At 69.2% G+C, this 23456-nt stretch carries 20 protein-coding genes and 1 tRNA gene; 16 read left to right on the top strand and 5 right to left on the bottom strand.

Annotated elements, in window-relative coordinates; translation table 11 throughout:
• Nucleotides 1-19: 19 nt before the first annotated feature.
• Both ACQKIP_RS14895 and ACQKIP_RS14890 read right to left on the bottom strand, forming a co-directional pair.
• On the bottom strand, nt 20-1177 hold the full coding sequence (locus tag ACQKIP_RS14895; RefSeq protein ID WP_190080337.1) for an acyl-CoA dehydrogenase family protein: 1158 nt from the start codon (nt 1175-1177) through the stop codon (nt 20-22).
• Between the two features lie 140 nt (nt 1178-1317).
• The gene (locus ACQKIP_RS14890; protein ID WP_365857568.1) at nt 1318-1908 is read right to left on the bottom strand and encodes an SACE_7040 family transcriptional regulator; all 591 of its coding nucleotides are present in this window, start codon (nt 1906-1908) and stop codon (nt 1318-1320) included.
• 87 nt (nt 1909-1995) lie between these two features.
• Between ACQKIP_RS14890 and ACQKIP_RS14885 the strand changes: the two genes are divergently transcribed.
• The 9 genes from ACQKIP_RS14885 to ACQKIP_RS14845 all read left to right on the top strand — a co-directional run bounded on the left by ACQKIP_RS14885 (nt 1996) and on the right by ACQKIP_RS14845 (nt 14209).
• Nucleotides 1996-3612: a carboxyl transferase domain-containing protein gene (locus ACQKIP_RS14885; protein WP_365857566.1), complete on the top strand. Its 1617-nt coding sequence runs from the start codon at nt 1996-1998 to the stop codon at nt 3610-3612.
• Nucleotides 3613-3679: 67 nt separating this feature from the next.
• A complete protein-coding gene (locus ACQKIP_RS14880; RefSeq protein ID WP_365857564.1) occupies nt 3680-5638 on the top strand; it encodes an acetyl/propionyl/methylcrotonyl-CoA carboxylase subunit alpha in 1959 nt (652 codons plus the stop codon).
• Entirely contained in the window at nt 5635-6609 is a 975-nt protein-coding gene (locus ACQKIP_RS14875; RefSeq protein WP_365857562.1) for a hydroxymethylglutaryl-CoA lyase, read from the top strand. The genes ACQKIP_RS14880 and ACQKIP_RS14875 overlap by 4 nt, the downstream gene beginning before the upstream one ends.
• A 6-nt stretch (nt 6610-6615) precedes the next feature.
• Nucleotides 6616-7770 carry an acyl-CoA dehydrogenase family protein gene (locus ACQKIP_RS14870; protein ID WP_365857560.1) on the top strand — a complete coding sequence of 385 codons (1155 nt, stop codon included), beginning with the start codon at nt 6616-6618 and terminating at the stop codon, nt 7768-7770.
• A gap of 160 nt (nt 7771-7930) precedes the next feature.
• The gene (locus ACQKIP_RS14865) at nt 7931-8974 is read left to right on the top strand and encodes an ABC transporter substrate-binding protein (RefSeq protein WP_361387920.1); all 1044 of its coding nucleotides are present in this window, start codon (nt 7931-7933) and stop codon (nt 8972-8974) included.
• Between the two features lie 190 nt (nt 8975-9164).
• Nucleotides 9165-10613, top strand: coding sequence for a pyridoxal phosphate-dependent decarboxylase family protein (locus ACQKIP_RS14860; protein WP_365857558.1), 1449 nt, complete (start codon nt 9165-9167; stop codon nt 10611-10613).
• Nucleotides 10597-11898, top strand: a complete 1302-nt coding sequence (locus ACQKIP_RS14855; RefSeq protein ID WP_427743128.1) for a lysine N(6)-hydroxylase/L-ornithine N(5)-oxygenase family protein — start codon at nt 10597-10599, stop codon at nt 11896-11898. The genes ACQKIP_RS14860 and ACQKIP_RS14855 overlap by 17 nt, the downstream gene beginning before the upstream one ends.
• Entirely contained in the window at nt 11895-12446 is a 552-nt protein-coding gene (locus ACQKIP_RS14850) for a GNAT family N-acetyltransferase (RefSeq protein ID WP_365857556.1), read from the top strand. The genes ACQKIP_RS14855 and ACQKIP_RS14850 overlap by 4 nt, the downstream gene beginning before the upstream one ends.
• Entirely contained in the window at nt 12443-14209 is a 1767-nt protein-coding gene (locus tag ACQKIP_RS14845; RefSeq protein ID WP_365857554.1) for an IucA/IucC family protein, read from the top strand. Before ACQKIP_RS14850 ends, ACQKIP_RS14845 begins: the two co-directional genes overlap by 4 nt.
• Nucleotides 14210-14281: 72 nt before the next feature.
• Here ACQKIP_RS14845 and ACQKIP_RS14840 read toward each other — a convergent pair whose 3' ends face one another.
• A complete protein-coding gene (locus ACQKIP_RS14840) occupies nt 14282-15904 on the bottom strand; it encodes a beta-N-acetylhexosaminidase (RefSeq protein ID WP_365857552.1) in 1623 nt (540 codons plus the stop codon).
• A 129-nt stretch (nt 15905-16033) separates the two neighbouring features.
• Between ACQKIP_RS14840 and ACQKIP_RS14835 the strand changes: the two genes are divergently transcribed.
• The 3 genes from ACQKIP_RS14835 to glmS all read left to right on the top strand — a co-directional run bounded on the left by ACQKIP_RS14835 (nt 16034) and on the right by glmS (nt 19146).
• Complete coding sequence (locus tag ACQKIP_RS14835) at nt 16034-16930, top strand: DUF4429 domain-containing protein (RefSeq protein ID WP_365857550.1); 897 nt, start codon at nt 16034-16036, stop codon at nt 16928-16930.
• 130 nt (nt 16931-17060) lie between these two features.
• The gene (locus ACQKIP_RS14830) at nt 17061-17318 is read left to right on the top strand and encodes a hypothetical protein (protein WP_365857548.1); all 258 of its coding nucleotides are present in this window, start codon (nt 17061-17063) and stop codon (nt 17316-17318) included.
• A 10-nt stretch (nt 17319-17328) separates the two neighbouring features.
• Nucleotides 17329-19146, top strand: coding sequence for a glutamine--fructose-6-phosphate transaminase (isomerizing) (gene glmS, locus ACQKIP_RS14825; protein WP_361186402.1), 1818 nt, complete (start codon nt 17329-17331; stop codon nt 19144-19146).
• A gap of 261 nt (nt 19147-19407) precedes the next feature.
• Here the strand turns inward: glmS and ACQKIP_RS14820 are convergent, their stop codons facing one another.
• Nucleotides 19408-19935, bottom strand: coding sequence for a universal stress protein (locus tag ACQKIP_RS14820; protein WP_365857545.1), 528 nt, complete (start codon nt 19933-19935; stop codon nt 19408-19410).
• 561 nt (nt 19936-20496) lie between these two features.
• Between ACQKIP_RS14820 and ACQKIP_RS14815 the strand changes: the two genes are divergently transcribed.
• The 4 genes from ACQKIP_RS14815 to ACQKIP_RS14800 all read left to right on the top strand — a co-directional run bounded on the left by ACQKIP_RS14815 (nt 20497) and on the right by ACQKIP_RS14800 (nt 23279).
• Nucleotides 20497-20781, top strand: coding sequence for a hypothetical protein (locus tag ACQKIP_RS14815; RefSeq protein ID WP_365858014.1), 285 nt, complete (start codon nt 20497-20499; stop codon nt 20779-20781).
• A gap of 450 nt (nt 20782-21231) precedes the next feature.
• Nucleotides 21232-22470 (top strand): GlxA family transcriptional regulator, encoded by a 1239-nt coding sequence (locus tag ACQKIP_RS14810; protein ID WP_365857543.1) that lies wholly within the window; start codon nt 21232-21234, stop codon nt 22468-22470.
• Between the two features lie 10 nt (nt 22471-22480).
• Nucleotides 22481-23083: an oligoribonuclease gene (gene orn, locus ACQKIP_RS14805; RefSeq protein ID WP_365857541.1), complete on the top strand. Its 603-nt coding sequence runs from the start codon at nt 22481-22483 to the stop codon at nt 23081-23083.
• A gap of 123 nt (nt 23084-23206) precedes the next feature.
• Nucleotides 23207-23279: transfer RNA gene (locus ACQKIP_RS14800), tRNA-His, on the top strand.
• Nucleotides 23280-23351: 72 nt separating this feature from the next.
• On the opposite strand, the gene ACQKIP_RS14795 is transcribed toward ACQKIP_RS14800, so the two are convergent.
• Nucleotides 23352-23456 (bottom strand): nickel-binding protein (locus tag ACQKIP_RS14795; protein ID WP_427743132.1); only part of this gene is annotated, 105 nt, incomplete at its 5' end.

The following is a 23456-nucleotide window of genomic DNA, read 5'->3' as shown; positions in this document are numbered from 1 at the left end:
CAGTTCTACAGGGCGTTCTTTACAGGCCCATGTTCTTGGCGATGATCATCTTCATGACCTCGCTGGTGCCGCCGTAGATGCGGTTGACGCGGTTGTCCGCGTACAGGCGGGCGATGGGGTACTCGTTCATGAAGCCGTAGCCGCCGTGCAGCTGGAGGCACTTGTCGATGACGCGGTGGGCGACCTCGGTGTTGAACAGCTTCGCGGACGCGGCCTCGGCTGCGGTCAGCTCGCCCGCGTCCAGGGCCTCCAGGGCGCGGTCGGCGACGGCCTCGGCGGCGTCCACCTCGGCCTGGCAGGCGGCCAGCTCGAACTTGGTGTTCTGGAAGGAGGCGACCGTCTTGCCGAAGACCGTGCGGTCCTGGACGTACTCCTTGGCGAACCGGACGGCGGCCTTGGCCTGCGCGTACGCGCCGTAGGCGATGCCCCAGCGCTCGGAGGGGAGGTTGCTGCCGAGGTAGTAGAAGCCCTTGTTCTCCTCGCCGAGGAGGTCCTCGACGGGGACCTTGACGTCGACGAACGCGAGCTCGGCGGTGTCGGAGGTCTTCAGGCCGAGCTTGTCGAGCTTGCGGCCGATGGAGTAGCCCTCGGACTTGGTGTCGACGGCGAAGAGGGAGATGCCGTAACGGCGGTCCTCGGCGGTGGGCGCGGAGGTGCGGGCGCAGACGATCACGCGGTCGGCGTGCACGCCGCCGGTGATGAAGGTCTTGGAGCCGTTGAGGACGTAGTGCGTGCCGTCCTCGGAGAGCTTGGCCGTGCTCTTCATGCCCGCGAGGTCGGAGCCGGTGCCCGGCTCGGTCATCGCGAGGGCCCACATCTCCTCGGCGGAGACGAACTTCTCGAGGTAGCGCTTCTTCTGCTCGTCGGTGGCGAGCGCCTTGATGTAGGGCAGGGCGAGCAGGACGTGGACGCCGGAGCCGCCGAAGGTGACGCCCGCGCGGGCGGTCTCCTCGTACTGGATGGCCTCGAACTTGTGGGTGTCCAGGCCGGCGCCGCCGAACTCCTCGGGGACGTTGATGCCGAACAGGCCGAGCTCGGCCAGCTTGTAGTAGAACTCGCGCGGCACCTGGCCCGCCGCGAACCACTCCTCGTGGACCGGGACGACCTCGGCCTCGATGAAGGCGCGCAGGGTCTCCCGGAACGCCTCGTGGTCCTCATTGAAAACGGTACGGCGCACGGGGGGACTCCTTCGGTACGACACCAGGCTCGGGCGGGCAGCAAGCAGACACACGCAGACAGAACACGACTAAGCGCTTGCTCAGACAAACGTTACCCGCCGGTCACCGGGCCGTCCAGAGAGAAGCCCTGTCACTCCCGTCACGCCACGGCGGCCGCGAACGCCCCTCGGGCAAGGCCGTGCAACAGCTCCGCCATGGCCGTCCGGCTGGGCAGCACGTCGCGCCTGCTCAGGTGCGGCGTGGAGTTGAGCAGCCCGAAGACGGCGTGCACGCACACGCGCGCGGCGTTCTCGGCGAGGTCCGGGTAGACCTTGCGCACCACGTCGACCCAGATCTCCACGTACTGCCGCTGGAGCTGGCGGACCAGCTTGCGGTCGGTGTCCCGCAGCCGGTCGAGCTCGCGGTCGTGCAGGGTGATCAGGGAGCGGTCGTTCAGGGCGAAGTCGATGTGCCCCTCGATCAGGGCGTCGAGCACCTGCTCCGGCGACCCGTCCACGTCGGCCACGCACCGCTTGCCGCCGGTCAGGAGCTGCCCGCTGATGCCGACGAGCAACTCGGCGAGCATCGCGTCCTTGCCCGCGAAGTGGCGGTAGAGGCCGGGCCCGCTGATGCCGACGGCCGCCCCTATCTCGTCCACTCCGACTCCGTGGAACCCGCGCTCGGCGAAGAGCCGGGCGGCTTCCTTGAGGATTTGCTCGCGCCGGGTGGGGGCGTCGGTTCTGGTGGCCATGGAATCAATTCTAGACAGGGCGGTTAGCGCTCGTTAACCTGAAGGAAACGCGTTAACGCTCATTAACCGAGCAAGGGGGCTCGACTGATGGTGCAGGCACCGGTGCTGACGAGCGCGGCTGATCCCGCGTCCGAAGCATGGCGGACGAACGAGGCGGCGCACACCGCCCTCGTCGAAGACCTGCGGGCCAAGCTCGCGGCGGCCAGGCTCGGCGGCGGCGAGCGGGCCCGCGCCCGTCACGTCGCGCGCGGCAAGCTGCTGCCCCGCGACCGCGTGGACGGCGTGCTCGACCCCGGTTCGCCCTTCCTGGAGCTGGCACCGCTCGCGGCCGACGGGCTGTACGGCGGGGACGCACCGGCCGCCGGAGTCATCGCGGGGATCGGCCGGGTCTCCGGGCGCACCTGCGTGATCGTGGCCAATGACGCCACCGTCAAGGGCGGGACGTACTACCCCATGACGGTGAAGAAGCATCTGCGCGCCCAGGAGGTCGCGCTGGAGAACCGCCTCCCCTGCCTGTATCTGGTGGACTCGGGCGGCGCCTTCCTGCCCATGCAGGACGACGTCTTCCCGGACCGCGAGCACTTCGGGCGGATCTTCTACAACCAGGCGCGGATGTCCGGGGCGGGCATCCCGCAGATCGCGGCCGTGCTCGGCTCGTGCACGGCGGGCGGGGCGTATGTCCCCGCGATGAGCGACGAAGCGGTCATCGTCCGCGGTCAGGGCACGATCTTCCTCGGCGGCCCGCCCCTGGTGAAGGCGGCGACCGGCGAGGTCGTGACGGCCGAGGAGCTGGGCGGCGGCGAGGTGCACTCGCGGGTCTCCGGAGTGACGGACCACCTCGCGGAGGACGACGCGCACGCGCTGCGGATCGTGCGGACCATCGTCTCCACGCTCCCCGGGCGCGCCGAACTCCCCTGGACCGTCCAGCCGGTCGAGGAGCCGAAGGTCGATCCGCTGGGCCTCTATGGAGCGGTGCCGACGGACTCCCGCACCCCCTATGACGTCCGCGAGGTCATCGCGCGCGTGGTCGACGGCTCCCGCTTCGCCGAATTCAAGGCGGAGTACGGCACGACGCTGGTCACGGGCTTCGCCCACCTCCACGGCCACCCGGTCGGCATCATCGCGAACAACGGCATCCTGTTCTCCGAGTCCGCCCAGAAGGGCGCGCACTTCATCGAGCTGTGCGACCAGCGCGGCATCCCCCTGGTCTTCCTCCAGAACATCTCCGGCTTCATGGTCGGCCGGGACTATGAGGCGGGCGGCATCGCCAAGCACGGCGCCAAAATGGTCACGGCGGTGGCCTGCGCGCGCGTACCGAAGCTGACGGTCGTGATCGGCGGTTCGTACGGAGCGGGGAACTACTCCATGTGCGGCCGGGCCTACTCCCCCCGCTTCCTGTGGATGTGGCCGAACGCCAAGATCTCCGTGATGGGCGGCGAGCAGGCCGCGTCGGTCCTCGCGACCGTCAAGCGCGACCAGATCGAGGCGCGGGGCGAGGAGTGGTCGGACGCGGACGAGCAGGCCTTCAAGGACCCGGTCCGCGCCCAGTACGAAGCGCAGGGCAACGCCTATTACGCCACCGCGCGGCTGTGGGACGACGGCGTGATCGACCCCATGGAGACCCGGCAGGTCCTCGGCCTCGCCCTGACCGCCTGCGCCGAGGCCCCGCTGGGCGAGCCCGGCTTCGGCGTCTTCCGGATGTGAGGCGGACGTGACCGATGCCAGGAAGGCCATGGATTCCGGGAGTTCAAGCAGTTCCAGGAGAGGGACGATGTTCGACACGGTTCTGGTCGCCAACAGGGGCGAGATCGCGGTCCGCGTGATCCGGACGCTGCGGGCGCTCGGCGTGCGCTCGGTCGCCGTGTTCAGCGACGCGGACGCGGACGCCCGGCACGTACGGGAAGCGGACACGGCCGTGCGCCTGGGCCCCGCACCGGCCTCCGAGAGCTATCTCTCGGCCGAGCGGCTGCTCGAAGCGGCGGCCCGCAGCGGCGCGCAGGCGGTCCATCCGGGGTACGGCTTCCTCGCGGAGAACGCCGAGTTCGCGCAGGCCTGCACGGACGCGGGCCTCGTCTTCATCGGGCCGCCCGCTTCTGCGATCGACCTGATGGGCGACAAGATCCGCGCCAAGGAGACGGTGCAGGCGGCCGGGGTCCCCGTCGTCCCCGGCTCCTCGGGCAGCGGCCTGACCGACGCCCAACTGGCCGACGCCGCCCGCGAAATCGGCATGCCGGTGCTGCTCAAGCCCTCTGCGGGCGGCGGCGGCAAGGGCATGCGGCTCGTGCGGGACGCCGCCCTGCTCGCGGACGAGATCGCCGCCGCGCGTCGCGAGGCGCGCTCCTCCTTCGGCGACGACACGCTGCTCGTGGAGCGGTGGATCGACCGCCCCCGGCACATCGAGATCCAGGTCCTCGCGGACGGCCATGGGAACGTGATCCACCTCGGGGAGCGCGAGTGTTCGCTCCAGCGCCGCCACCAGAAGATCATCGAGGAGGCGCCCAGCGTCCTGCTCGACGAGGCCACGCGCGCGTCGATGGGCGAGGCGGCCGTCCAGGCGGCCCGCTCCTGCGGGTATGCGGGCGCGGGCACGGTGGAGTTCATCGTGCCGGGCAAGGACCCGTCCTCGTACTACTTCATGGAGATGAACACCCGGCTCCAGGTGGAACACCCGGTCACGGAGCTGATCACCGGCATCGACCTGGTGGAGTGGCAGCTGCGGGTCGCCGCCGGGGAGGAACTGCCGTACGGGCAGCAGGACATCACGCTCACCGGGCACGCGATCGAGGCCCGGATCTGCGCCGAGGACCCTTCGCGCGGCTTCCTGCCGTCCGGCGGCACGGTCCTCGCCCTGCGCGAGCCGCAGGGCGACGGCGTGCGCACCGACTCCGGGCTGAGCGAGGGCACGGAGATCGGCAGTCTGTACGACCCGATGCTGTCGAAGGTCATCGCGTACGGCCCCGACCGCCCCACCGCCCTGCGCAAGCTGCGCGCCGCCCTGGCGGAGACGGTCACCCTGGGAGTGCCGACCAACGCGGGCTTCCTGCGCCGGCTCCTCGCCCATCCGGCGGTGGCCGCAGGCGAGTTGGACACGGGCCTGGTGGAGCGCGAGGCAGAGGGCCTGGTCCCCGAAGGAGTACCCGCCGAGGTGTACGAAGCCGCGGCGGCCGTCCGCGCCGCCGCCCTGGAGCCCGCCGGCGAGGGCTGGCGCGACCCGTTCTCGGTCCCGCACGGCTGGCGCATGGGCGGCACCCCCGCCCCGCTGACGCACCACCTGAGGGTGCCGGGGCACGAGCCCGTCGCGCACATCGCGGGCGAGGGCCCGCGCACGGTGGAGCCCGGCCGCGTCACGGTCCACGTGGACGGCCTCACCCACACCTTCCACCGCGCCGCCGACTGGCTGGGCAGGGACGGCGACGCCTGGCACGTCCAGGACCACGACCCCGTGGAGGCCGGCCTCACGGGCGCCGCCCACGCCGGGGCCGACGCCCTGACCGCCCCCATGCCCGGCACCGTCACGGTCGTCAAGGTGTCCACCGGCGATCACGTGGCGCAGGGGCAGAGCCTCCTCGTGGTGGAGGCCATGAAGATGGAGCACGTCATCTCCGCCCCGCACGCGGGCACCGTCAGCGAACTCGACGTCACACCGGGCGCGACCGTCGCCATGGACCAGGTCCTGGCCGTGGTGATCCCGGACGAGGCGGAGGGAGACGCGGAGGGAGACAAGGAATGACCACCGACACCCGGCCCCGCGCACTGCCCATGGTCGTCCCCACCCAGGACCTCCCGCCCCGCGTCCGTATCTACGAGGTGGGCGCACGGGACGGCCTGCAGAACGAGAAAGCGGTCGTCCCCACGGAGATCAAGGCGGAGTTCATCCGCCGCCTCGCCGCCGCGGGCCTCACGACCGTCGAGGCGACCAGCTTCGTGCACCCCAAGTGGGTGCCCCAACTGGCCGACTCCGAGCAGCTGTTCCCGCTCGTCCAGGACCTGGAGCGGGACAAGAAGGCCCAGCTCCCCGTCCTGGTCCCGAACGACCGCGGCCTCGACCGCGCCCTGGCGCTCGGCGCCCGCAGCATCGCGGTCTTCGTCAGCGCCACGGAGTCCTTCGCCAAGGCCAACCTCAACCGCACGATGGCCGAGGCCCTGGCGATGTCGGAGCCGGTCGTGGCCCGCGCACGCGAGCAGAAGGCGCATGTGCGGGGCTATCTCTCGATGTGCTTCGGCGACCCGTGGGAGGGCGCGGTGCCCGTCACGCAGGTGGTCCGCACGGCGAAGGCCCTGATGGACATGGGCTGCGACGAGCTGAGCCTCGGCGACACCATCGGCGTGGCCACACCGGGCCATGTCCTGTCCCTCCTGGCCGAGTTGAACGAGGAGGGCGTGCCGACGGACCGCATCGGCGTGCACTTCCACGACACGTACGGCCAGGCGCTCGCCAACACCCTCGCCGCCCTCCAGCACGGCGTGCGCACGGTCGACGCGTCGGCGGGCGGCCTCGGCGGCTGTCCGTACGCGAAGAGCGCCACCGGCAACCTCGCCACCGAAGACCTCGTATGGATGCTCGACGGCCTCGGCATCGAGACCGGCGTCGATCTCGGCCGTCTCAGCGCCACCAGCGCGTGGATGGCCGAACAACTGGGCCGACCCAGCCCGTCCCGCACCGTCCGTGCCCTGACGGGCACCTCCCACCAGGAGCAGTGAAGAACGATGGACCACCGTCTGTCCCCCGAGCACGAGGAACTCCGCCGCACGGTCGAGGAGTTCGCGCACGAAGTCGTCGCCCCGAAGATCGGCGACCTCTACGAGCGCCACGAGTTCCCGTACGAGATCGTCCGCGAGATGGGCCGCATGGGCCTGTTCGGCCTGCCCTTCCCCGAGGAGTACGGCGGCATGGGCGGTGACTATCTCGCCCTCGGTATCGCGCTCGAAGAGCTGGCGCGGGTCGACTCCTCCGTGGCGATCACCCTGGAGGCGGGCGTCTCGCTGGGCGCCATGCCGATCCACCTCTTCGGTACGGACGAGCAGAAGCAGGAGTGGCTGCCCCGGCTGTGTTCCGGGGAACTGCTCGGCGCCTTCGGCCTGACCGAGCCGGACGGCGGCTCGGACGCGGGCGGCACCCGCACGACCGCGGTGCGGGACGGCGACGAGTGGGTGATCAACGGCTCCAAGTGCTTCATCACCAACTCCGGCACGGACATCACGGGCCTGGTGACGGTCACCGCGGTCACCGGCCGCAAGGCCGACGGCCGTCCGCTGATCTCCTCGATCATCGTGCCGTCCGGGACGCCCGGGTTCACGGTCGCCGCCCCGTACTCGAAGGTCGGCTGGAACGCCTCGGACACCCGCGAGCTCTCCTTCTCGGACGTCCGGGTCCCGGCCGCGAACCTCCTCGGCGAAGAGGGCCGGGGATATGCCCAGTTCCTCCGGATTCTCGACGAGGGCCGGGTCGCCATCTCCGCGCTCGCGACCGGCCTCGCGCAGGGCTGCGTCGACGAGTCCGTGAAGTACGCCAAGGAGCGGCACGCCTTCGGCAAGCCGATCGGGGCGAACCAGGCGATCCAGTTCAAGATCGCCGACATGGAGATGCGGGCGCACATGGCACGGGTCGGCTGGCGGGACGCGGCCTCGCGCCTCGTCGGCGGGGAGCCCTTCAAGAAGGAGGCGGCGATCGCGAAGCTCTACTCCTCCACGGTCGCCGTCGACAACGCCCGCGAGGCCACACAGATCCACGGCGGGTACGGCTTCATGAACGAGTATCCGGTGGCCCGGATGTGGCGGGACTCCAAGATCCTGGAGATCGGCGAGGGCACCAGCGAGGTGCAGCGCATGCTGATCGCCAGGGAGCTGGGCTTCGCGGGGTAACGGGGCTCACCGGGACGGCCCGGGCAACCGCCGGATAACCGCTCCCGCGTCGGGAAGGCGACCGCGAACGGCCACTGGACTTCCGCTTAGGTTAGGTTAGCCTAAGCGCTGATTCCGGCCAGTGGCCGCTCGCCACCGTCCTCACGAAAGCAGAGACCTCATGCCGAACGCCCGCTTCCCCCAGCCCTCCCGCCGCGGCATCCTCGCCGCCGGCGGCGCCCTCGGCCTCACCGCCCTGCTGGCAGCCTGCGGCGACGAGAAGAAGGACGGCTCGGGCGCGGCGGACTCCGGTGACTCCGGCCCCTGGAGCTTCAAGGACGACCGGGGCACGACCGCCAAGAGCAAGGGCACCCCGAAGAACATCGTCGCCTTCACCGGCGTCGCCGCCGCCCTCTTCGACTACGGAGTCGAGGTCAAGGGCGTCTTCGGCCCGACGAAGACCAAGGACGGCAAGGCGGACGTCCAGGCCGGCGACATGGACATCAGCAAGCTGACGATCATCGGCAACGAATGGGGTCAGTTCAACATCGAGAAGTACGCGGGCCTCGCCCCCGACCTCCTCGTCTCCACGATGTTCGACGACGCCGGCACTCTCTGGTACGTCCCCGAGGAGAGCAAGGACAAGATCCTCAAGCTCGCCCCGAGCGCCGGCATCAGCGTCTACGACCGCCAGATGACCCAGCCCCTCCAGCGCCTGCTCTCGCTGGCCGAGTCGCTCGGCGCGGACGTGAAGGCCGAGAAGGTCGTCAAGGCGAAGAAGCGCTTCGAGGCCGCCGCCGAGCGCCTGCGCAAGGTCGCCAAGGCGAACAAGGACATCAAGGTCATGGTCGGCTCGGCCAGCCAGGACATCTTCTATGTCTCCGGCACGAACCTCTCCGCCGACCTGGAGTACTTCAAGTCCCTGGGCGTGAACTTCGTCGAGCCGTCCGAGGCCGCCAAGAAGGAGAGCGGCGGCTGGTTCGAGAACCTGAGCTGGGAGAACGTCAACAAGCACGGCGCGGACGTCATCATGATGGACAACCGCACCTCGGCCCTCCAGCCCGCCGCCCTGGACAAGTCCAAGCCGACCTGGGCGAAGCTGCCCGCGGTCAAGGCCGGCCAGGTCATCCCCCGCGTCACCGAGCCCATCTACTCGTACGACAAGTGCGCCCCGATCCTCGAGGACCTCGCCGACGCCATCGAGAAGGCCAAGAAGGTCAGCTGACCCTTCGCCCGAGGCCCGCACGCCACGGCCCTACAGCACAGCCCAATGGCACAGCCCTCTCCGCATTCCGGAGAGGGCTGTTCCGTTTTTCTGCCTCTTGGTGACCAAGGGGACCCCCTGGGTTTAAGACAGAGGAAGTTAGGTTAGGCTTGCCTCACTTCCCCCAAGTCCCCTCACCCCGAGGAAGTTCATGCGCTCGCACCTGCTCAACGACACCACCGCGGAGCGTTACCGCAGCTCCGTGACCGAAGGAGTCGAGCGGGTGGCGGCCAGAATCGCCACCACCTCACGCCCTTTCACCGGCGTCTCCGTCGACGAACTCGCGCCCCGCATCGAGGCCGTCGACCTGGACGAGCCCCTGCACGACACCATCGCCGCCCTGGACGAGCTCGACGAGCTCTACCTGCGCGACGCCGTGTACTTCCACCACCCGCGCTATCTCGCGCACCTCAACTGCCCGGTCGTCATTCCGGCCGTGCTCGGCGAGGCGGTGCTCTCCGCCGTCAACTCTTCCCTCGACACCTGGGATCAATCAGCGGGCGGCACACTGATCGAGCGCCGTCTCATCGACTGGACCACCGAACGCATCGGGCTCGGCCCGGCCGCCGACGGCGTGTTCACCAGCGGCGGCTCGCAGTCCAACCTCCAGGCCATGCTGCTCGCCCGCGAGGAGGCGGCCAAGGCCGGAAAGTCCGCCTCCGAACTGCGCATCTTCGCCTCCGAGGTCGGCCACTTCAGCATCCAGAAGGCCGCGACGCTGCTCGGCCTCGGCGAGGACGCCGTGATCGTCATCCCCACCGATCACGACAAGCGCATGCAGACCGTGGCACTCGCCCGCGAACTGGAGCGCTGCCGCGACAACGACCTCACCCCCATGGCGGTCGTCGCCACGGCGGGCACCACCGACTTCGGCTCCATAGACCCGCTCCCCGAGATCGCCGGGCTCTGCGAGCAGTACGGCACCTGGATGCACGTCGACGCGGCCTACGGCTGCGGGCTCCTCGCCTCGCTGAAGAACCGCCACCTCCTCGACGGCATCGACCGCGCCGACTCGGTGACCGTGGACTACCACAAGTCCTTCTTCCAGCCGGTGAGCTCCTCCGCCGTGCTGGTCCGCGACCGGACGACGCTGAGCCACGCGACGTACCACGCGGAGTACCTCAACCCGCGCCGCATGGTGCAGGAGCGCATCCCCAACCAGGTCGACAAGTCCCTGCAGACGACGCGGCGCTTCGACGCCCTCAAGCTGTGGATGACGCTGCGCGTGATGGGCGCCGACGCCATCGGCGAGCTCTTCGACTCCGTCTGCGACATGGCGGACGAGGGCTGGCGACTGCTGGCCGCCGACCCGCGCTACGACGTCGTCGTGGAGCCCCAGCTCTCCACCCTCGTCTTCCGCTACATCCCCGAGTCGATCTGCGACCCGACCGCGATCGACCGCGCCAACCTCTACGCCCGCAAGGCGCTTTTCGCCTCCGGTGACGCCGTCGTCGCGGGCACCAAGGTCGGCGAACGCCAGTACCTCAAGTTCACCCTGCTCAACCCCGAGACCACGGTCGCCGACATCACGGCCGTCCTCGATCTGATCGCCGGCCACGCCGAGCAGTACCTGGGAGAGACCCTTGACCGCGCTTCCTGACCACCGAGAACCACTGGAATCGGTGGACCCGGTGGAACCTCTGGACTTCATCGGTATCGGCCTTGGCCCCTTCAACCTCGGCCTCGCCTGTCTGACCGAGCCCATAGCCGAACTGAACGGCCTCTTCCTGGAGTCCAAGCCGGACTTCGAGTGGCACTCGGGCATGTTCCTGGAGGGCGCTCACCTCCAGACCCCGTTCATGTCGGACCTCGTCACCCTCGCGGACCCGACCTCGCCCTACTCCTTCCTCAACTACCTGAAGGAAGCCGGGCGCCTCTACTCGTTCTACATACGCGAGAACTTCTACCCCCTGCGCACCGAGTACAACGACTACTGCCGCTGGGCCGCCGCGAAGCTCTCCTCGGTCCGCTTCAGCACGACGGTGACCGAGGTGACGTACGCCGACGACCTGTACGTCGTGCACACCTCCGCCGGCGACACCCTGCGCGCCCGCCATCTCGTCCTGGGGACCGGCACCCCGCCGCACATCCCCGAGTCGTGCGCGGACCTCGGCGGGGACTTCATCCACAACAGCCGCTATCTCCAGAGCAAGGCGGAGCTCCAGCGCAAGGAGTCGATCACGCTCGTCGGCAGCGGCCAGTCCGCCGCCGAGATCTACCAGGACCTCCTGAGCGAGATCGACGTCCACGGCTACAAGCTCAACTGGGTGACGCGCTCGCCGCGCTTCTTCCCCCTGGAGTACACCAAGCTGACGCTTGAGATGACCTCTCCGGAGTACGTCGACTACTTCCACGCGCTGCCGGAAGCGACCCGCTACCGCCTCCAGGACCAGCAGAAGACGCTCTTCAAGGGCATCGACGGCGACCTGATCAACGACATCTTCGACCTGCTCTACCAGAAGAACCTCGGCGGTCCGGTGCCGACGCGGCTGCTCACCAACTCCTCGTTGCAGAGCGCCCGGTACGAGAACGGCACCTACACCCTGGGCCTGCGCCAGGACGAGCAGGGCAAGGACTTCGATCTCGAGTCCGAGGGCCTGATCCTGGCCACCGGCTACCAGTACACGACGCCCGACTTCCTTGAGCCGGTGCGCGAGCGCATCAACTGGGACGGCCGCGGCCGCTTCGAGGTCGCCCGCAACTACTCGATCGACACCACGGGACGCGGCATCTTCCTGCAGAACGGTGCCGTGCACGCCCACTCCCTGACCAGCCCGGACCTGGGCATGGGCCCCTACCGCAACGCGTACATCATCGGTGAACTGCTCGGCGCGGAGTACTACCCCGTCGAGAAGTCCATCGCGTTCCAGGAGTTCTCCGTATGACCGACACCCCGGACCTCACCCTGCGCCCCCTCGATCCGCTGAAGGACGCGGAACTCCTGCACGGCTGGGTGACCCACCCCAAGGCCTCGTTCTGGATGATGCAGGAGGCGACGCTCCCGGACGTCGAGCGCGAGTACATGGCGATCGCCGCCCACGAGCACCACGACGCGTTCATCGGCCTGTACCAGGGCGTGCCCGCCTTCCTCATGGAGCGGTACGACCCCCGGTACGTCGAACTGGTCGGCCTCTACGAACCCGAGCCCGGCGATGTCGGCATGCACTTCCTGACCGCGCCGTCCGACGTCCGCATACCCGGCTTCACCCGGGACGTGATCACCAAGGTCATGGCGACGCTCTTCGCCGACCCGGCGACCGCGCGCGTGGTCGTCGAACCCGACATCGACAACACGGCGGTGCACGCCCTCAACGAAGCCGTCGGGTTCCGCGCCTCCCAAGTCATCCAGAAGCCGGAGAAAAGAGCTCTGCTGAGCTTCTGCACCCGCGAACAGTTCGAAACAGCAGTACGCGAAAGGGAATCGGCGATATGACCCTGTCCGACGCAACGGCGCACCTCTCCCCCGAGCGCTGGGAGCAGGCCAACCGCCTCCTCATCCGCAAAGCCGTCGCCGAGTTCTCCCACGAACGGCTGCTCACCCCGGAGCCGCTCGGCGAGGACAAATACGTCATCCGCAGCGACGACGCCCTCACGCGCTACCGCTTCACCGCCAAGCGCCTGCGTCTCGACCACTGGCAGGTCGACGCCGACTCGATATCCCGGCACCGCGACGGCACCGAACTCCCCCTGAACGCGCTCGACTTCTTCATCGAGCTGCGCACGGCGCTCGGCCTGAGCGACGAGATCCTGCCGGTCTACCTGGAGGAGATCTCCTCCACCCTCTCCGGCACCTGCTACAAACTGACCAAGCCCGCGATCCCGGCCGCCGAGCTCTCCCGCTCCGGCTTCCAGGAGATCGAGACCGGCATGACCGAGGGCCACCCCTGCTTCGTCGCCAACAACGGCCGGCTCGGCTTCGGGGTGCACGAGTACCTCTCGTACGCTCCCGAGACCGCGAGCCCCGTACGCCTGGTGTGGCTGGCCGCAAGCAAGGAGCGGGCCGCGTTCACCGCGGGCGCGGGCATCGACTACGAATCGTTCCTGCGGGCCGAGCTCGGCCAGGAGACCCTGGACCGCTTCGACCGCAAACTCCGTGACCAGGGCCTGGACCCCGAGGACTACCTCCTGATCCCGGCCCACCCCTGGCAGTGGTGGAACAAGCTCTCCGTGACCTTCGCGGCGGAGGTCGCCCAGCGGCACCTGGTCTGCCTGGGCGAGGGCGACGACGAGTACCTGGCCCAGCAGTCGATCCGTACCTTCTTCAACAAGAGCGAGCCGGCCAAGCACTACGTCAAAACGGCCCTCTCGGTCATCAACATGGGCTTCATGCGCGGGCTCTCCGCCGCGTACATGGAGGCGACCCCGGCGATCAACGACTGGCTCGCGAACCTCATCGACACCGACGAGACCCTGAAGCAGACCGGCCTCACGATCATCCGCGAGCGCGCGGCCGTCGGCTACCGCCACCTGGAGTACGAGGCCGCGACCGACCACTACTCCCCGTACCGCAAAATGCTCGCGGCCCTGTGGCGCGAGAGCCCCGTACCGTCCCTCGGGGAGGGCGAGCAGCTGGCCACCATGGCCTCGCTGCTGCACACGGACCTGGAGGGCGCGTCCTTCGCGGGCGCCCTCATCGAGCGCTCGGGCCTCACCCCCGCCGAGTGGCTGCGCGGCTATCTGCACGCCTACCTGACGCCGCTCCTTCACAGCTTCTACATGTACGACCTCGTCTACATGCCGCACGGCGAGAACGTCATCCTGGTCCTCAAGGACGGCGTCGTACAGCGGGCGATCTTCAAGGACATCGCCGAGGAGATCGCGGTCATGGACCCGGACGCGGTCCTGCCGCCCGCGGTCGAGCGGCTGCGGGTCGAGGTCCCCGACGACCAGAAGCTCCTGTCGATCTTCACGGACGTCTTCGACTGCTTCTTCCGCTTCCTGTCCGCGAACCTCGTCACCGAGGGCCTGGTGGACGAGGAGACGTTCTGGAACGCCGTCGCCGAGTGCGTGACGACCTACCAGGAGGCCACGCCCCAGCTGGCCGACAAGTTCAAGCAGTACGACATGTTCGCCCCGGAGTTCGCCCGGTCCTGCCTGAACCGGCTCCAGCTGCGGGACAACGAACAGATGGTGGACCTCGCCGATCCGGCGGGCGCGCTGCAACTGGTCGGGACGCTGAGGAACCCGATCGCGTAGGCACACCCCCATTAGCCGAGCGGGGCTCCCGGGACGGTCCCCGGGAGCCCCGCTCTCGTGCTCAGGCGTGCGCTACTTCGACGGCCAGGGCACCTCGGGCGACTTGTAGTACCCGATGCCCAGGGCGTCCCAGCGCGGCCCCTGTTCGGCGAGCCGCTGCTTGTACGTGTTCCAGTCGTGCGTCGAGGCGGGCGACCAGCCGAGCTCGGCGATGCCGGGAAGGCGCGGGAACGCCATGTACTCGATGTGCGCGGAGGTCGAGAGCGTCTCCGACCACAGCTCCGCCTCGACACCCTGGATCGAGTCCGCGGGCGCGCCCGCGAGGTACGTCCCCGGATTCCAGTCGTAGCTGCGCTGCACCGAGACGTAGCCCGCCCAGGACAGGCCGAGCGGGGTGTCCTTGTCGTACTTCATGTCGAGGTACGAGCGGTCGGCGGGCGAGAGGACCAGCTTGGTGCCCTTCTTCGCCGCGTTCACCACCTGCTCGCGCTCGGCGGCGCCGGTGGCGTCGTAGCCCCAGTACTGCGCGAGGGCGCCCTTGGCGGGCGTGGCGCCGGTCAGCTGGTGCCAGCCGACCACGGTCTTGCCGTACTTGGCGACCACGGGCTGGACCTTGTTCATGAAGGTCACATAGTCCTCGTGGCTGGTGGAGTGCGCCTCGTCACCGCCGATGTGGATGTACTTGCCGGGTGTCAGGGCGGCGATCTCGCGGATGACGTCGTCCACGAAGTCGTACGTGACGCCCTTGTTCACGCACAGCGAGCTGAAGCCGACCTCGGTGCCGGTGTAGAGCGGCGGCGCGACGCCGTCGCAGTTCAGCTCGGCGTACGAGGCCAGTGCGGCATTCGTGTGACCCGGCATGTCGATCTCGGGGATCACTTCGAGCTGCCGCGATGCCGCGTACTTGACGATGTCCTTGTACTGGGCCTTCGTGTAGTAGCCGCCCTGGCCGCCGCCGACCTGCGTGGAGCCGCCGTACGTGGCGAGCCTGGGCCAGGAGTCGATGGCGATGCGCCAGCCCTGGTCGTCGCTCAGGTGCAGGTGCAGCTTGTTGACCTTGTAGAGCGACATCTGGTCGATGTAACGCTTGACCTTGTCGACCGAGAAGAAGTGCCGCGACACGTCGAGCATCGCGCCGCGGTGTTCGTAGCGGGGCGAGTCCTCGATGGTGCCGCCCGCGACCAGCCAGGGACCCTTCTGCTTCGTCTTCTTCTCGGCGGCGGCGGGCAGTTGCTGGCGCAGCGTCTGGACGCCGTAGAAGAGCCCCGCGGCCTTGCGGGCCGTGATGGTGACGGAACCGCGCTTCGACTCCAGGCGGTAGCCCTCCTCGCCCAGGGACTTGTCCTTGGAGTCGAGGCGCAGCCGGATGCCGTCGCGGCCCCCGTCGTCGGTGACCTTCAGGGAGTATCCGGTGGAGGGGCGCAGGACGTCTGCCAGATAGCTGCCGATGCGGTGCGCGTCGCGCGAGTCGTCGACCCGGATGCGGGTCTTGGAGCTGATCTCGTACGGGGAGCCGCCGGGGTCGGCGGACGCCGGGGCCGGAATGACCTGGCCGAGCGGGGTCGGGGTGGTGGCCGTGGCTGCCTCCTTCGCGCCGCTGCCGCCGCCGGGCACAGCGGCCACGGACGAGAATCCGGCCGCGGCGACGAGCAGCAGCGAGCCGAACAGACGGGTCGATCTGTGGTGCTGTCTCACGAGCGGGTCCCTTCGACGGGCCGTCACTGTGGTGCAACGCAATCGAACGGTCACCATGCGTACCCTGCACCCCGTGGCGGGTCAAGGGTGTAGACCACTTCGGCCGCCCTCCGATGGAAGAATCGTCGCATGGCGGAAATCATCCAGCGCGACGGGACCTGGACCTTCGACGGAGAGACGCTGCGCCTTGTGCCGGGACGCGACAAGAACGTGTCTCTGCTGCGCAAGTCGCTGGGAGAACTGGCCGTGCCGCTGGCCGCACTGGCGGGCATCGCCTTCGAACAGGGCAAGAAGACGGGGCGGCTGAGGCTGCGTCTGCGGGACGGCGCGGACCCCTTGCTGCAGGCTGCCGGCGGCAAGCTGGGGGAAGCGGAGGACCCGTACCAGCTGTCGGTGGAGTCGGACCGCTACGGGGTCGCGGAGTACGTCGTGGACGAGGTCCGCAACGCGCTCCTCATCGAGCAGGTGCCGCCCGCGTCCTGCGACAGCTATCTCCTCCCCGGGCCTTCGGTGCCGCTCTCGGTGTCGGCGGGGGACGGCACGGCGAGCTTCGACGGCGAGCACATCCGCCTGGAGTGGAACTGGAAGACGGAGGAGGCGAAGTCGGCGTCCGGCACGCGCATGCTGGCCCTCGCCGATGTCGCGGCGGTGGAGTGGCAGCCCGCGGTGGGCCTGGAGAACGGCTACCTCCGCTTCACCGTGCGGCACTCCCCCACCAAGGCCCCGCCGAAGTACGACCCGAACTCCGTCGAGCTGTGGGGCTTCAAGAAGGACCCGCTGATGGCGCTGGTCGCGGCGGCCGTGCAGGTCCGCCTTCCGCATCCGGCGGGCGCGCCGGGCCCCGCGGAGTCCGCCGAGGCCCCGGCCGCCCTGGCCGCGGCTGGCGCTCCCGCGCCGGCGCCCGCCGAGGACGATCACGACGCGCTGCTGCGCCGGCTGCGTGAGCTGGGCGAACTGCACAAGGCCGGGATACTCACCGACGAGGAGTTCTCCCTCGCCAAGCAGGCGATCCTGAAGCGCATGTAGGGGCACTCCTGGAGCACACGGAGGGCGATTCGAGGCCCGTGTAAGCCGCCGGGGCTTATTTTCGCCGCGACCCTGCCCGATTCCGGGCAGGATTGTTGCACCCGGGCGGCTATTCCCTCAGGATCAACGAATGCACGACGACCTGGTGGACCACCTGACCCGCAGCACCCCGCTCCAGCGGGGCGAAGCGCTGCGGGTCATCCAGGACGTGCTCGCCTACTTCGACGAGACGACCGAAGAGTTCGTCCGTCGCCGCCACCGCGAGCTGCAGGGTCAGGGCCTGCTGAACGCGGCGATCTTCGAACAGATCTCGGCGGACCTCGAATACCGCGCGGTCGCGCCGCCCGGGCTCACGCTCCGGCAGTTGCGCCGCATCATCTACGGCTAGGAAACCCTCTATGTGTGGAATCGTCGGTTATATCGGCAAGCGTGACGTGGCCCCCCTCCTCCTCGAAGGTCTCCAGCGCCTGGAGTACCGCGGCTACGACTCCGCGGGCGTCGTCATCACCAGCCCCAAGGCGTCGGGCCTGAAGATGGTCAAGGCCAAGGGCCGCGTCCGCGACCTGGAGGCCAAGGTGCCCGCCCGCTTCAAGGGCACCACCGGCATCGCCCACACCCGCTGGGCCACCCACGGCGCCCCCTCCGACGAGAACGCCCACCCGCACATGTCCGGCGACGACAAGGTCGCCGTCGTCCACAACGGCATCATCGACAACGCCTCCGAGCTGCGCGCCAAGCTCTCCGCCGACGGCGTCGAGTTCCTCTCCGAGACCGACACCGAGGTCCTGACCCACCTCATCGCCCGCTCGCAGGCGGACAAGCTGGAGGAGAAGGTCCGCGAGGCCCTGCGCCACGTCGAGGGCACGTACGGCATCGCCGTCCTGCACGCCGACTTCAACGACCGCATCGTCGTCGCCCGCAACGGCTCCCCCGTCGTCCTCGGCATCGGCGAGAAGGAGATGTTCGTCGCCTCGGACGTCGCCGCGCTCGTCTCGCACACCCGCCAGGTCGTCACCCTCGACGACGGCGAGATGGCCACCATCAAGGCCGACGACTACCGCACGTACACCACCGAGGGCTCCCGCACGACCGCCTCGCCGACCACCGTGGAGTGGGAGGCGGAGTCGTACGACATGGGCGGCCACGACACGTACATGCACAAGGAGATCTTCGAGCAGCCCGACGCGGTGGACCGGGTCCTTCGCGGCCGCATCGACGACCGCTTCTCCACCGTGCACCTCGGCGGCCTGAACCTCGACGCGCACGACGCCCGCAAGGTGCGCCGCGTCAAGATCCTGGGCTGCGGCACCTCGTACCACGCGGGCATGATCGGCGCCCAGATGATCGAGGAGCTGGCCCGCATCCCCGCCGACGCGGAGCCCGCGTCCGAGTTCCGCTACCGCAACCCGGTCGTGGACCCCGACACCCTCTACATCGCGGTCTCCCAGTCCGGCGAGACCTACGACGTGCTCGCCGCCGTCCAGGAGCTCAAGCGCAAGGGCGCCCGCGTCCTCGGCGTCGTGAACGTCGTCGGCTCGGCGATCGCCCGTGAGGCGGACGCGGGCGTGTACGTCCACGCGGGCCCCGAGGTCTGCGTCGTCTCGACCAAGTGCTTCACCAACACCACCGTGGCCTTCGGCCTGCTCGCCCTGCACCTGGGCCGCATCCGTGACCTGTCGGTCTCCGACGGCAAGCGGATCATCGAGGGCCTGCGCAAGCTGCCCGGCCAGATCTCGGAGATCCTCAAGCAGGAGGACGAGATCAAGAAGATCGCCAAGCAGTACGCGGACGCCCGTTCGATGCTCTTCATCGGGCGCGTACGCGGCTACCCCGTCGCCCGCGAGGCCTCCCTCAAGCTCAAGGAGGTCTCGTACATCCACGCCGAGGCCTACCCCGCCTCCGAGCTCAAGCACGGCCCGCTCGCCCTCATCGAGCCGGCGCTCCCCACGGTCGCGATCGTCCCCGACGACGACCTCCTGGAGAAGAACCGCGCCGCCCTGGAGGAGATCAAGGCCCGCAGCGGCAAGATCCTCGCGGTCGCGCACCAGGAGCAGGAGAAGGCCGACCAGACCATCCTCGTCCCGAAGAACGAGAACGAGCTCGACCCGATCCTGATGGGCATCCCGCTGCAACTGCTCGCCTACCACACGGCCTTGGCCCTGGGCCGGGACATCGACAAGCCCCGCAACCTCGCCAAGTCCGTCACGGTGGAGTAGTCACCGCAGCCCGGACATGAACGACCCCTCGTGCGTGCCACCAAACGCGCGAGGGGTCGTTCTTCAAGGGGCGGGGGCGCCCATTCCCCCGACCCGCGCCTGCCTCAGCCGGTGGCCGTCACTCCACGGTCGGCAGGTTGTCGTGTCACTAGTACGTACCCTTCACAAGGGCACAACCCACCTGTACGCACGAGTAGATTTATCTACACGGCAAGGAAGTTGACGCCACGCCACACTCGCCCCACCTGGGACAAAGGGACGTTACGGAATGACCACCACGGGCCGTTGCGCACGGCGCGCGAGCCGGCCCGCGACCGAGCCGAAGATGCGCCCCACGATCCCGTGCGTCGATCCGACGACGATGGCGTCCGCGGAGTACTCGCGGCCGACCTCTTCGAGTTCGTGGCAGATGTCGCCGCCGCGCTCGACGAGGATCCACGGCACCTCGGCCAGATAGTCCGCACAGGCCAGCTCGAGGCCGAGCACTTCCGTGCGGTGGTCCGGCACGTCGACGAAGACCGGCGGCTCGCAGCCCGCCCACACCGTGGTGGGGAGTCTGTTGGCGACATGCACGATGATCAGCCCGGACCCGGAGCGATGGGCCATCCCGATCGCGTACGAGAGAGCGCGCTCACTGGAGGTCGAGCCGTCGAAACCGACGACGACCCCGTGCCGGAAGGCCGGATCGCAGGAGTGACGTGGTTCTTCCGCCGCCCGGGGGGTCGCCGTGGGATCGGCGACCTGCCGCTTGCGGTCCGCTGGAGGTTCGGAGAATTCGTGACCGGCCATGGGTGTCTCGGCGAAGGAGTCCTCTGTGGGAGGGTCGGCTCTGTTCGGGTCGTACGGCTCCGTGGGGAGCGGGTCGGACAGATCAGACAGGAGCGGGCAGGGACGAGGAGGAGCGGCGACGACCACCGGAGCTGTGTCCGGGAATCATCTTCCCAACCCCATACCCCCAAGGGTACGGCGACACTCCTCTCCTGCCCAGAGCTTGCTGTCGGCCCTGCGGGAGCCTCACGGCGTTCACCGGAGCATGCATGAGCGGCGCCCGTATGGCAATGGTTGCTGCCTCCTACAGGTGGTTTGGGCACCCACCCGCGTGGCCTGCCCCCGCCCACCGGGTCCACGCCAGTGACCGGCCGGGCGACCACGCGTTGAACTCCGGTACGCCACCGCCACAGGGAGCCCGCCGTGCCTGGACCGCCGTCCGTCTCCTCACACGTCACGCCCTCCTCGCGCGCCACGGTGCAGAGCCGCCGCCGCACGCCGCAGGGGGCGCACGAGCGTCCGCGCGGCGCTGTCCCGGCGCCCCGCGCCGAGGGGCCGCCTCCCGCGCCCGCGCAGGACCCGGTGAGCGATGTCGTGCGCTGGGCCGCCTTCAGCTGTGTCCTGGTCCCCGTCGTCCTGGTGGGCTACGGGACGTCGCTGGCCGGGGCCGCGGGCTCGGCCCTGGGTCTCGTGGCCGTGACGGGCGTCTGCCGGCTGCTCCTGCGGCAGTCGGAGCGGGGGACGGCGCGGCTGGTCGAGGAGCAGGGCGCGAAGCCGGACGACGACCGTCGCGGACGGCACGGCCGGACGGGCGCGGGGGCGCACAGGGGCGGTCGGCATGCTGGTGGGTCTGCGCCGGGGGACTGACCGATTCGCGCGTACTCCCCCGTTACTTTTCAGCCAACTTCCTATGGCCATGCATTCCTTGGCCGAAGGGGTACCCAACCCCGGTCCCACCAGGGCTGAAAGGCATGTGGAGGCCGCCTGAACCCTACGGGGACCGGCCACGGAGCTGAGGCGCACTTCCCAGCAACGCCCGTGAGTGCAACGCTTCGTGATCGACTGCTTCACGCCAAGTTGCCATGTCGACATAGTGCCGGGTCCTTAACTGGTCACCCCGGCAGCACGGGACGCAGTAGATTCGATCATGACTGTATTACGGCGGGGGACTGGTGGAGGACCGAGGGGAAACGTGCAGGAGCGACAGGTCCGACAGGAACGCCAAGAGCGCCGGGAACGCAGAGACCGCAGAAGTCAAAGCAAAAACAGAACAGGCCAAGAACAGGGAGCCGCGACGACCGAGGGGGGCTTAGCACCATGAGCCACGACTCCACTGCCGTGCAAGAAGCCGCGTCGCGCAAGCTTTCCGGACGCCGCCGCAGGGAGATTGTCGCGGTGCTGCTGTTCAGCGGTGGCCCCATCTTCGAGAGCTCCATACCGCTCTCCGTGTTCGGGATCGACCGGCAGGACGCCGGGGTCCCGCGTTACCGGCTGCTTGTCTGCGCCGGTGAAGAGGGGCCGCTGCGTACGACCGGGGGGCTCGAACTCACCGCGCCGCACGGCCTTGATGCCATAGGGCGCGCGGGCACCGTCGTGGTGCCGGCCTGGCGGTCGATCACATCGCCGCCGCCGCCGGAAGCACTCGACGCGCTGCGCCGCGCACACGAAGAGGGCGCCCGCATCGTGGGCCTGTGCACCGGGGCCTTCGTGCTCGCGGCGGCCGGCCTGCTCGACGGCCGCCCCGCGACCACGCACTGGATGTACGCGCCGACGCTGGCCAAGCGCTATCCGTCGGTCCACGTGGACCCGCGTGAGCTCTTCGTCGACGACGGAGACGTGCTCACGAGCGCGGGGACCGCGGCCGGAATTGATCTGTGCCTGCACATCGTGCGGACGGACCACGGCAACGAAGCGGCGGGCGCGCTCGCCCGCAGGCTCGTCGTGCCTCCGCGCCGGGCCGGCGGCCAGGAGCGCTATCTCGACAGGTCTTTACCAGAGGAGATCGGCGCCGACCCGCTCGCCGAGGTCGTCGCCTGGGCCCTGGAGCATCTCCACGAGCAGTTCGACGTGGAGACCCTGGCCGCGCGCGCGTACATGAGCAGGCGCACCTTCGACCGAAGGTTCCGCTCGCTCACCGGGAGCGCTCCCCTGCAGTGGCTGATCACTCAGCGCGTACTGCAGGCACAGCGGCTGCTCGAGACCTCCGACTACTCCGTCGACGAGGTCGCGGGCCGCTGCGGCTTCCGCTCGCCCGTGGCCCTGCGCGGCCACTTCCGCCGCCAGCTGGGCTCTTCGCCCGCTGCCTACCGGGCCGCTTACCGCGCCCGCAGGCCGCAGGGGGGTGAGCGGGCCCTGCTGGAATCCCCGGCGCCCGTCACCGCCGCACCGGCGGTGAACACCGAGGGGGGCGGGCCCGTCCCGTCGCAGACCCGGCGTACGGCGGCCGCCAGTGCGCTCGGTCCTTCGACCTCGATGCCGGCGGATCTGGGAAAGCCGTACTCGGATCTGTACGCGCCAGGCCGTCCGCCACTGCCCGGCCAGAGGAGTGCGCCGTAGGGTAAGACGCATGAACGATCGCATGGTGTGGATCGACTGCGAGATGACCGGGCTCTCGCTGGCGGATGACGCACTTATCGAGGTGGCCGCACTGGTCACCGACTCGGAACTGAACGTGCTCGGCGAAGGTGTGGACATCGTGATCCGCCCGCCGGACGCGGCGCTGGAGACCATGCCCGAGGTGGTGCGCAAAATGCACACCACCTCGGGGCTCCTCGACGAGCTGGCCGGCGGCACGACGCTGGCCGACGCCGAGGCGCAGGTCCTCGCGTACGTACGTGAGCACGTCAAGGAGCCGCGCAAGGCTCCGCTCTGCGGGAACTCGGTCGGCACCGACCGGGGCTTCCTGCTGCGCGACATGGGGACGCTGGAGGAGTACCTCCACTACCGCATCGTCGACGTCTCCTCGATCAAGGAGCTCGCCCGGCGCTGGTACCCCAGGGCGTACTTCAACAGCCCGGACAAGAACGGCAACCACCGGGCGCTGGCGGACATCCGCGAGTCCATCGCCGAGCTGCGCTACTACCGCGAGGCGATCTTCGTGCCGCAGCCGGGGCCGGACTCGGACACCGCGAAAACGATCGCGGCCAAGCACGTGCTGCCTGCGGATTAGCCTGCGCGGACCCTCTGTGTACGGGGTCGTGTACGGGGTCCGGAAAAGGCGTGCGCGAGCACCCCTTCGGACCCTGTACACTTTTTCTCGGCCGGTCGGAAGAAAGAAAAACGACCGGACATGGTGGGTGTAGCTCAGTTGGTAGAGCACCTGGTTGTGGTCCAGGTGGCCGCGGGTTCAAGTCCCGTCACTCACCCTGAATGATCAAGGCCCGGTCCGCGAAAGCGGGCCGGGCCTTCTTCGTGTCCGTGCGCTGTCCGTAGGTGGTTCAGACCGCCAGCGGGACGGGGTGGACCTCGTCGGCCGGGTGGCCGGCACGTTCGTGAATGCGCTGGACCGCCTCGGCCGACGGCGCTTCGGAGAGACAGTAGAC

This window comes from Streptomyces sp. NPDC059900 (assembly GCF_050270335.1).
GTDB lineage: Bacteria > Actinomycetota > Actinomycetes > Streptomycetales > Streptomycetaceae > Streptomyces.
This window is presented reverse-complemented; position numbering and strand designations above follow the sequence as displayed.

What these genes read in the sequence shown, in the direction of transcription:
- ACQKIP_RS14860 (WP_365857558.1), top strand. Translation starts at nt 9,165, where the DNA reads ATGCGCTCGCACCTGCTCAACGACACCACCGCGGAGCGTTACCGCAGC.
- ACQKIP_RS14865 (WP_361387920.1), top strand. Translation starts at nt 7,931, where the DNA reads ATGCCGAACGCCCGCTTCCCCCAGCCCTCCCGCCGCGGCATCCTCGCC.
- ACQKIP_RS14830 (WP_365857548.1), top strand. Translation starts at nt 17,061, where the DNA reads ATGCACGACGACCTGGTGGACCACCTGACCCGCAGCACCCCGCTCCAG.
- glmS (WP_361186402.1), top strand. Translation starts at nt 17,329, where the DNA reads ATGTGTGGAATCGTCGGTTATATCGGCAAGCGTGACGTGGCCCCCCTC.
- ACQKIP_RS14875 (WP_365857562.1), top strand. Translation starts at nt 5,635, where the DNA reads ATGACCACCGACACCCGGCCCCGCGCACTGCCCATGGTCGTCCCCACC.
- orn (WP_365857541.1), top strand. Translation starts at nt 22,481, where the DNA reads ATGAACGATCGCATGGTGTGGATCGACTGCGAGATGACCGGGCTCTCG.
- ACQKIP_RS14810 (WP_365857543.1), top strand. Translation starts at nt 21,232, where the DNA reads ATGAGCCACGACTCCACTGCCGTGCAAGAAGCCGCGTCGCGCAAGCTT.
- ACQKIP_RS14850 (WP_365857556.1), top strand. Translation starts at nt 11,895, where the DNA reads ATGACCGACACCCCGGACCTCACCCTGCGCCCCCTCGATCCGCTGAAG.
- ACQKIP_RS14890 (WP_365857568.1), bottom strand. Translation starts at nt 1,908, where the DNA reads ATGGCCACCAGAACCGACGCCCCCACCCGGCGCGAGCAAATCCTCAAG.
- ACQKIP_RS14870 (WP_365857560.1), top strand. Translation starts at nt 6,616, where the DNA reads ATGGACCACCGTCTGTCCCCCGAGCACGAGGAACTCCGCCGCACGGTC.
- ACQKIP_RS14845 (WP_365857554.1), top strand. Translation starts at nt 12,443, where the DNA reads ATGACCCTGTCCGACGCAACGGCGCACCTCTCCCCCGAGCGCTGGGAG.
- ACQKIP_RS14820 (WP_365857545.1), bottom strand. Translation starts at nt 19,935, where the DNA reads ATGGCCGGTCACGAATTCTCCGAACCTCCAGCGGACCGCAAGCGGCAG.
- ACQKIP_RS14885 (WP_365857566.1), top strand. Translation starts at nt 1,996, where the DNA reads ATGGTGCAGGCACCGGTGCTGACGAGCGCGGCTGATCCCGCGTCCGAA.
- ACQKIP_RS14880 (WP_365857564.1), top strand. Translation starts at nt 3,680, where the DNA reads ATGTTCGACACGGTTCTGGTCGCCAACAGGGGCGAGATCGCGGTCCGC.
- ACQKIP_RS14835 (WP_365857550.1), top strand. Translation starts at nt 16,034, where the DNA reads ATGGCGGAAATCATCCAGCGCGACGGGACCTGGACCTTCGACGGAGAG.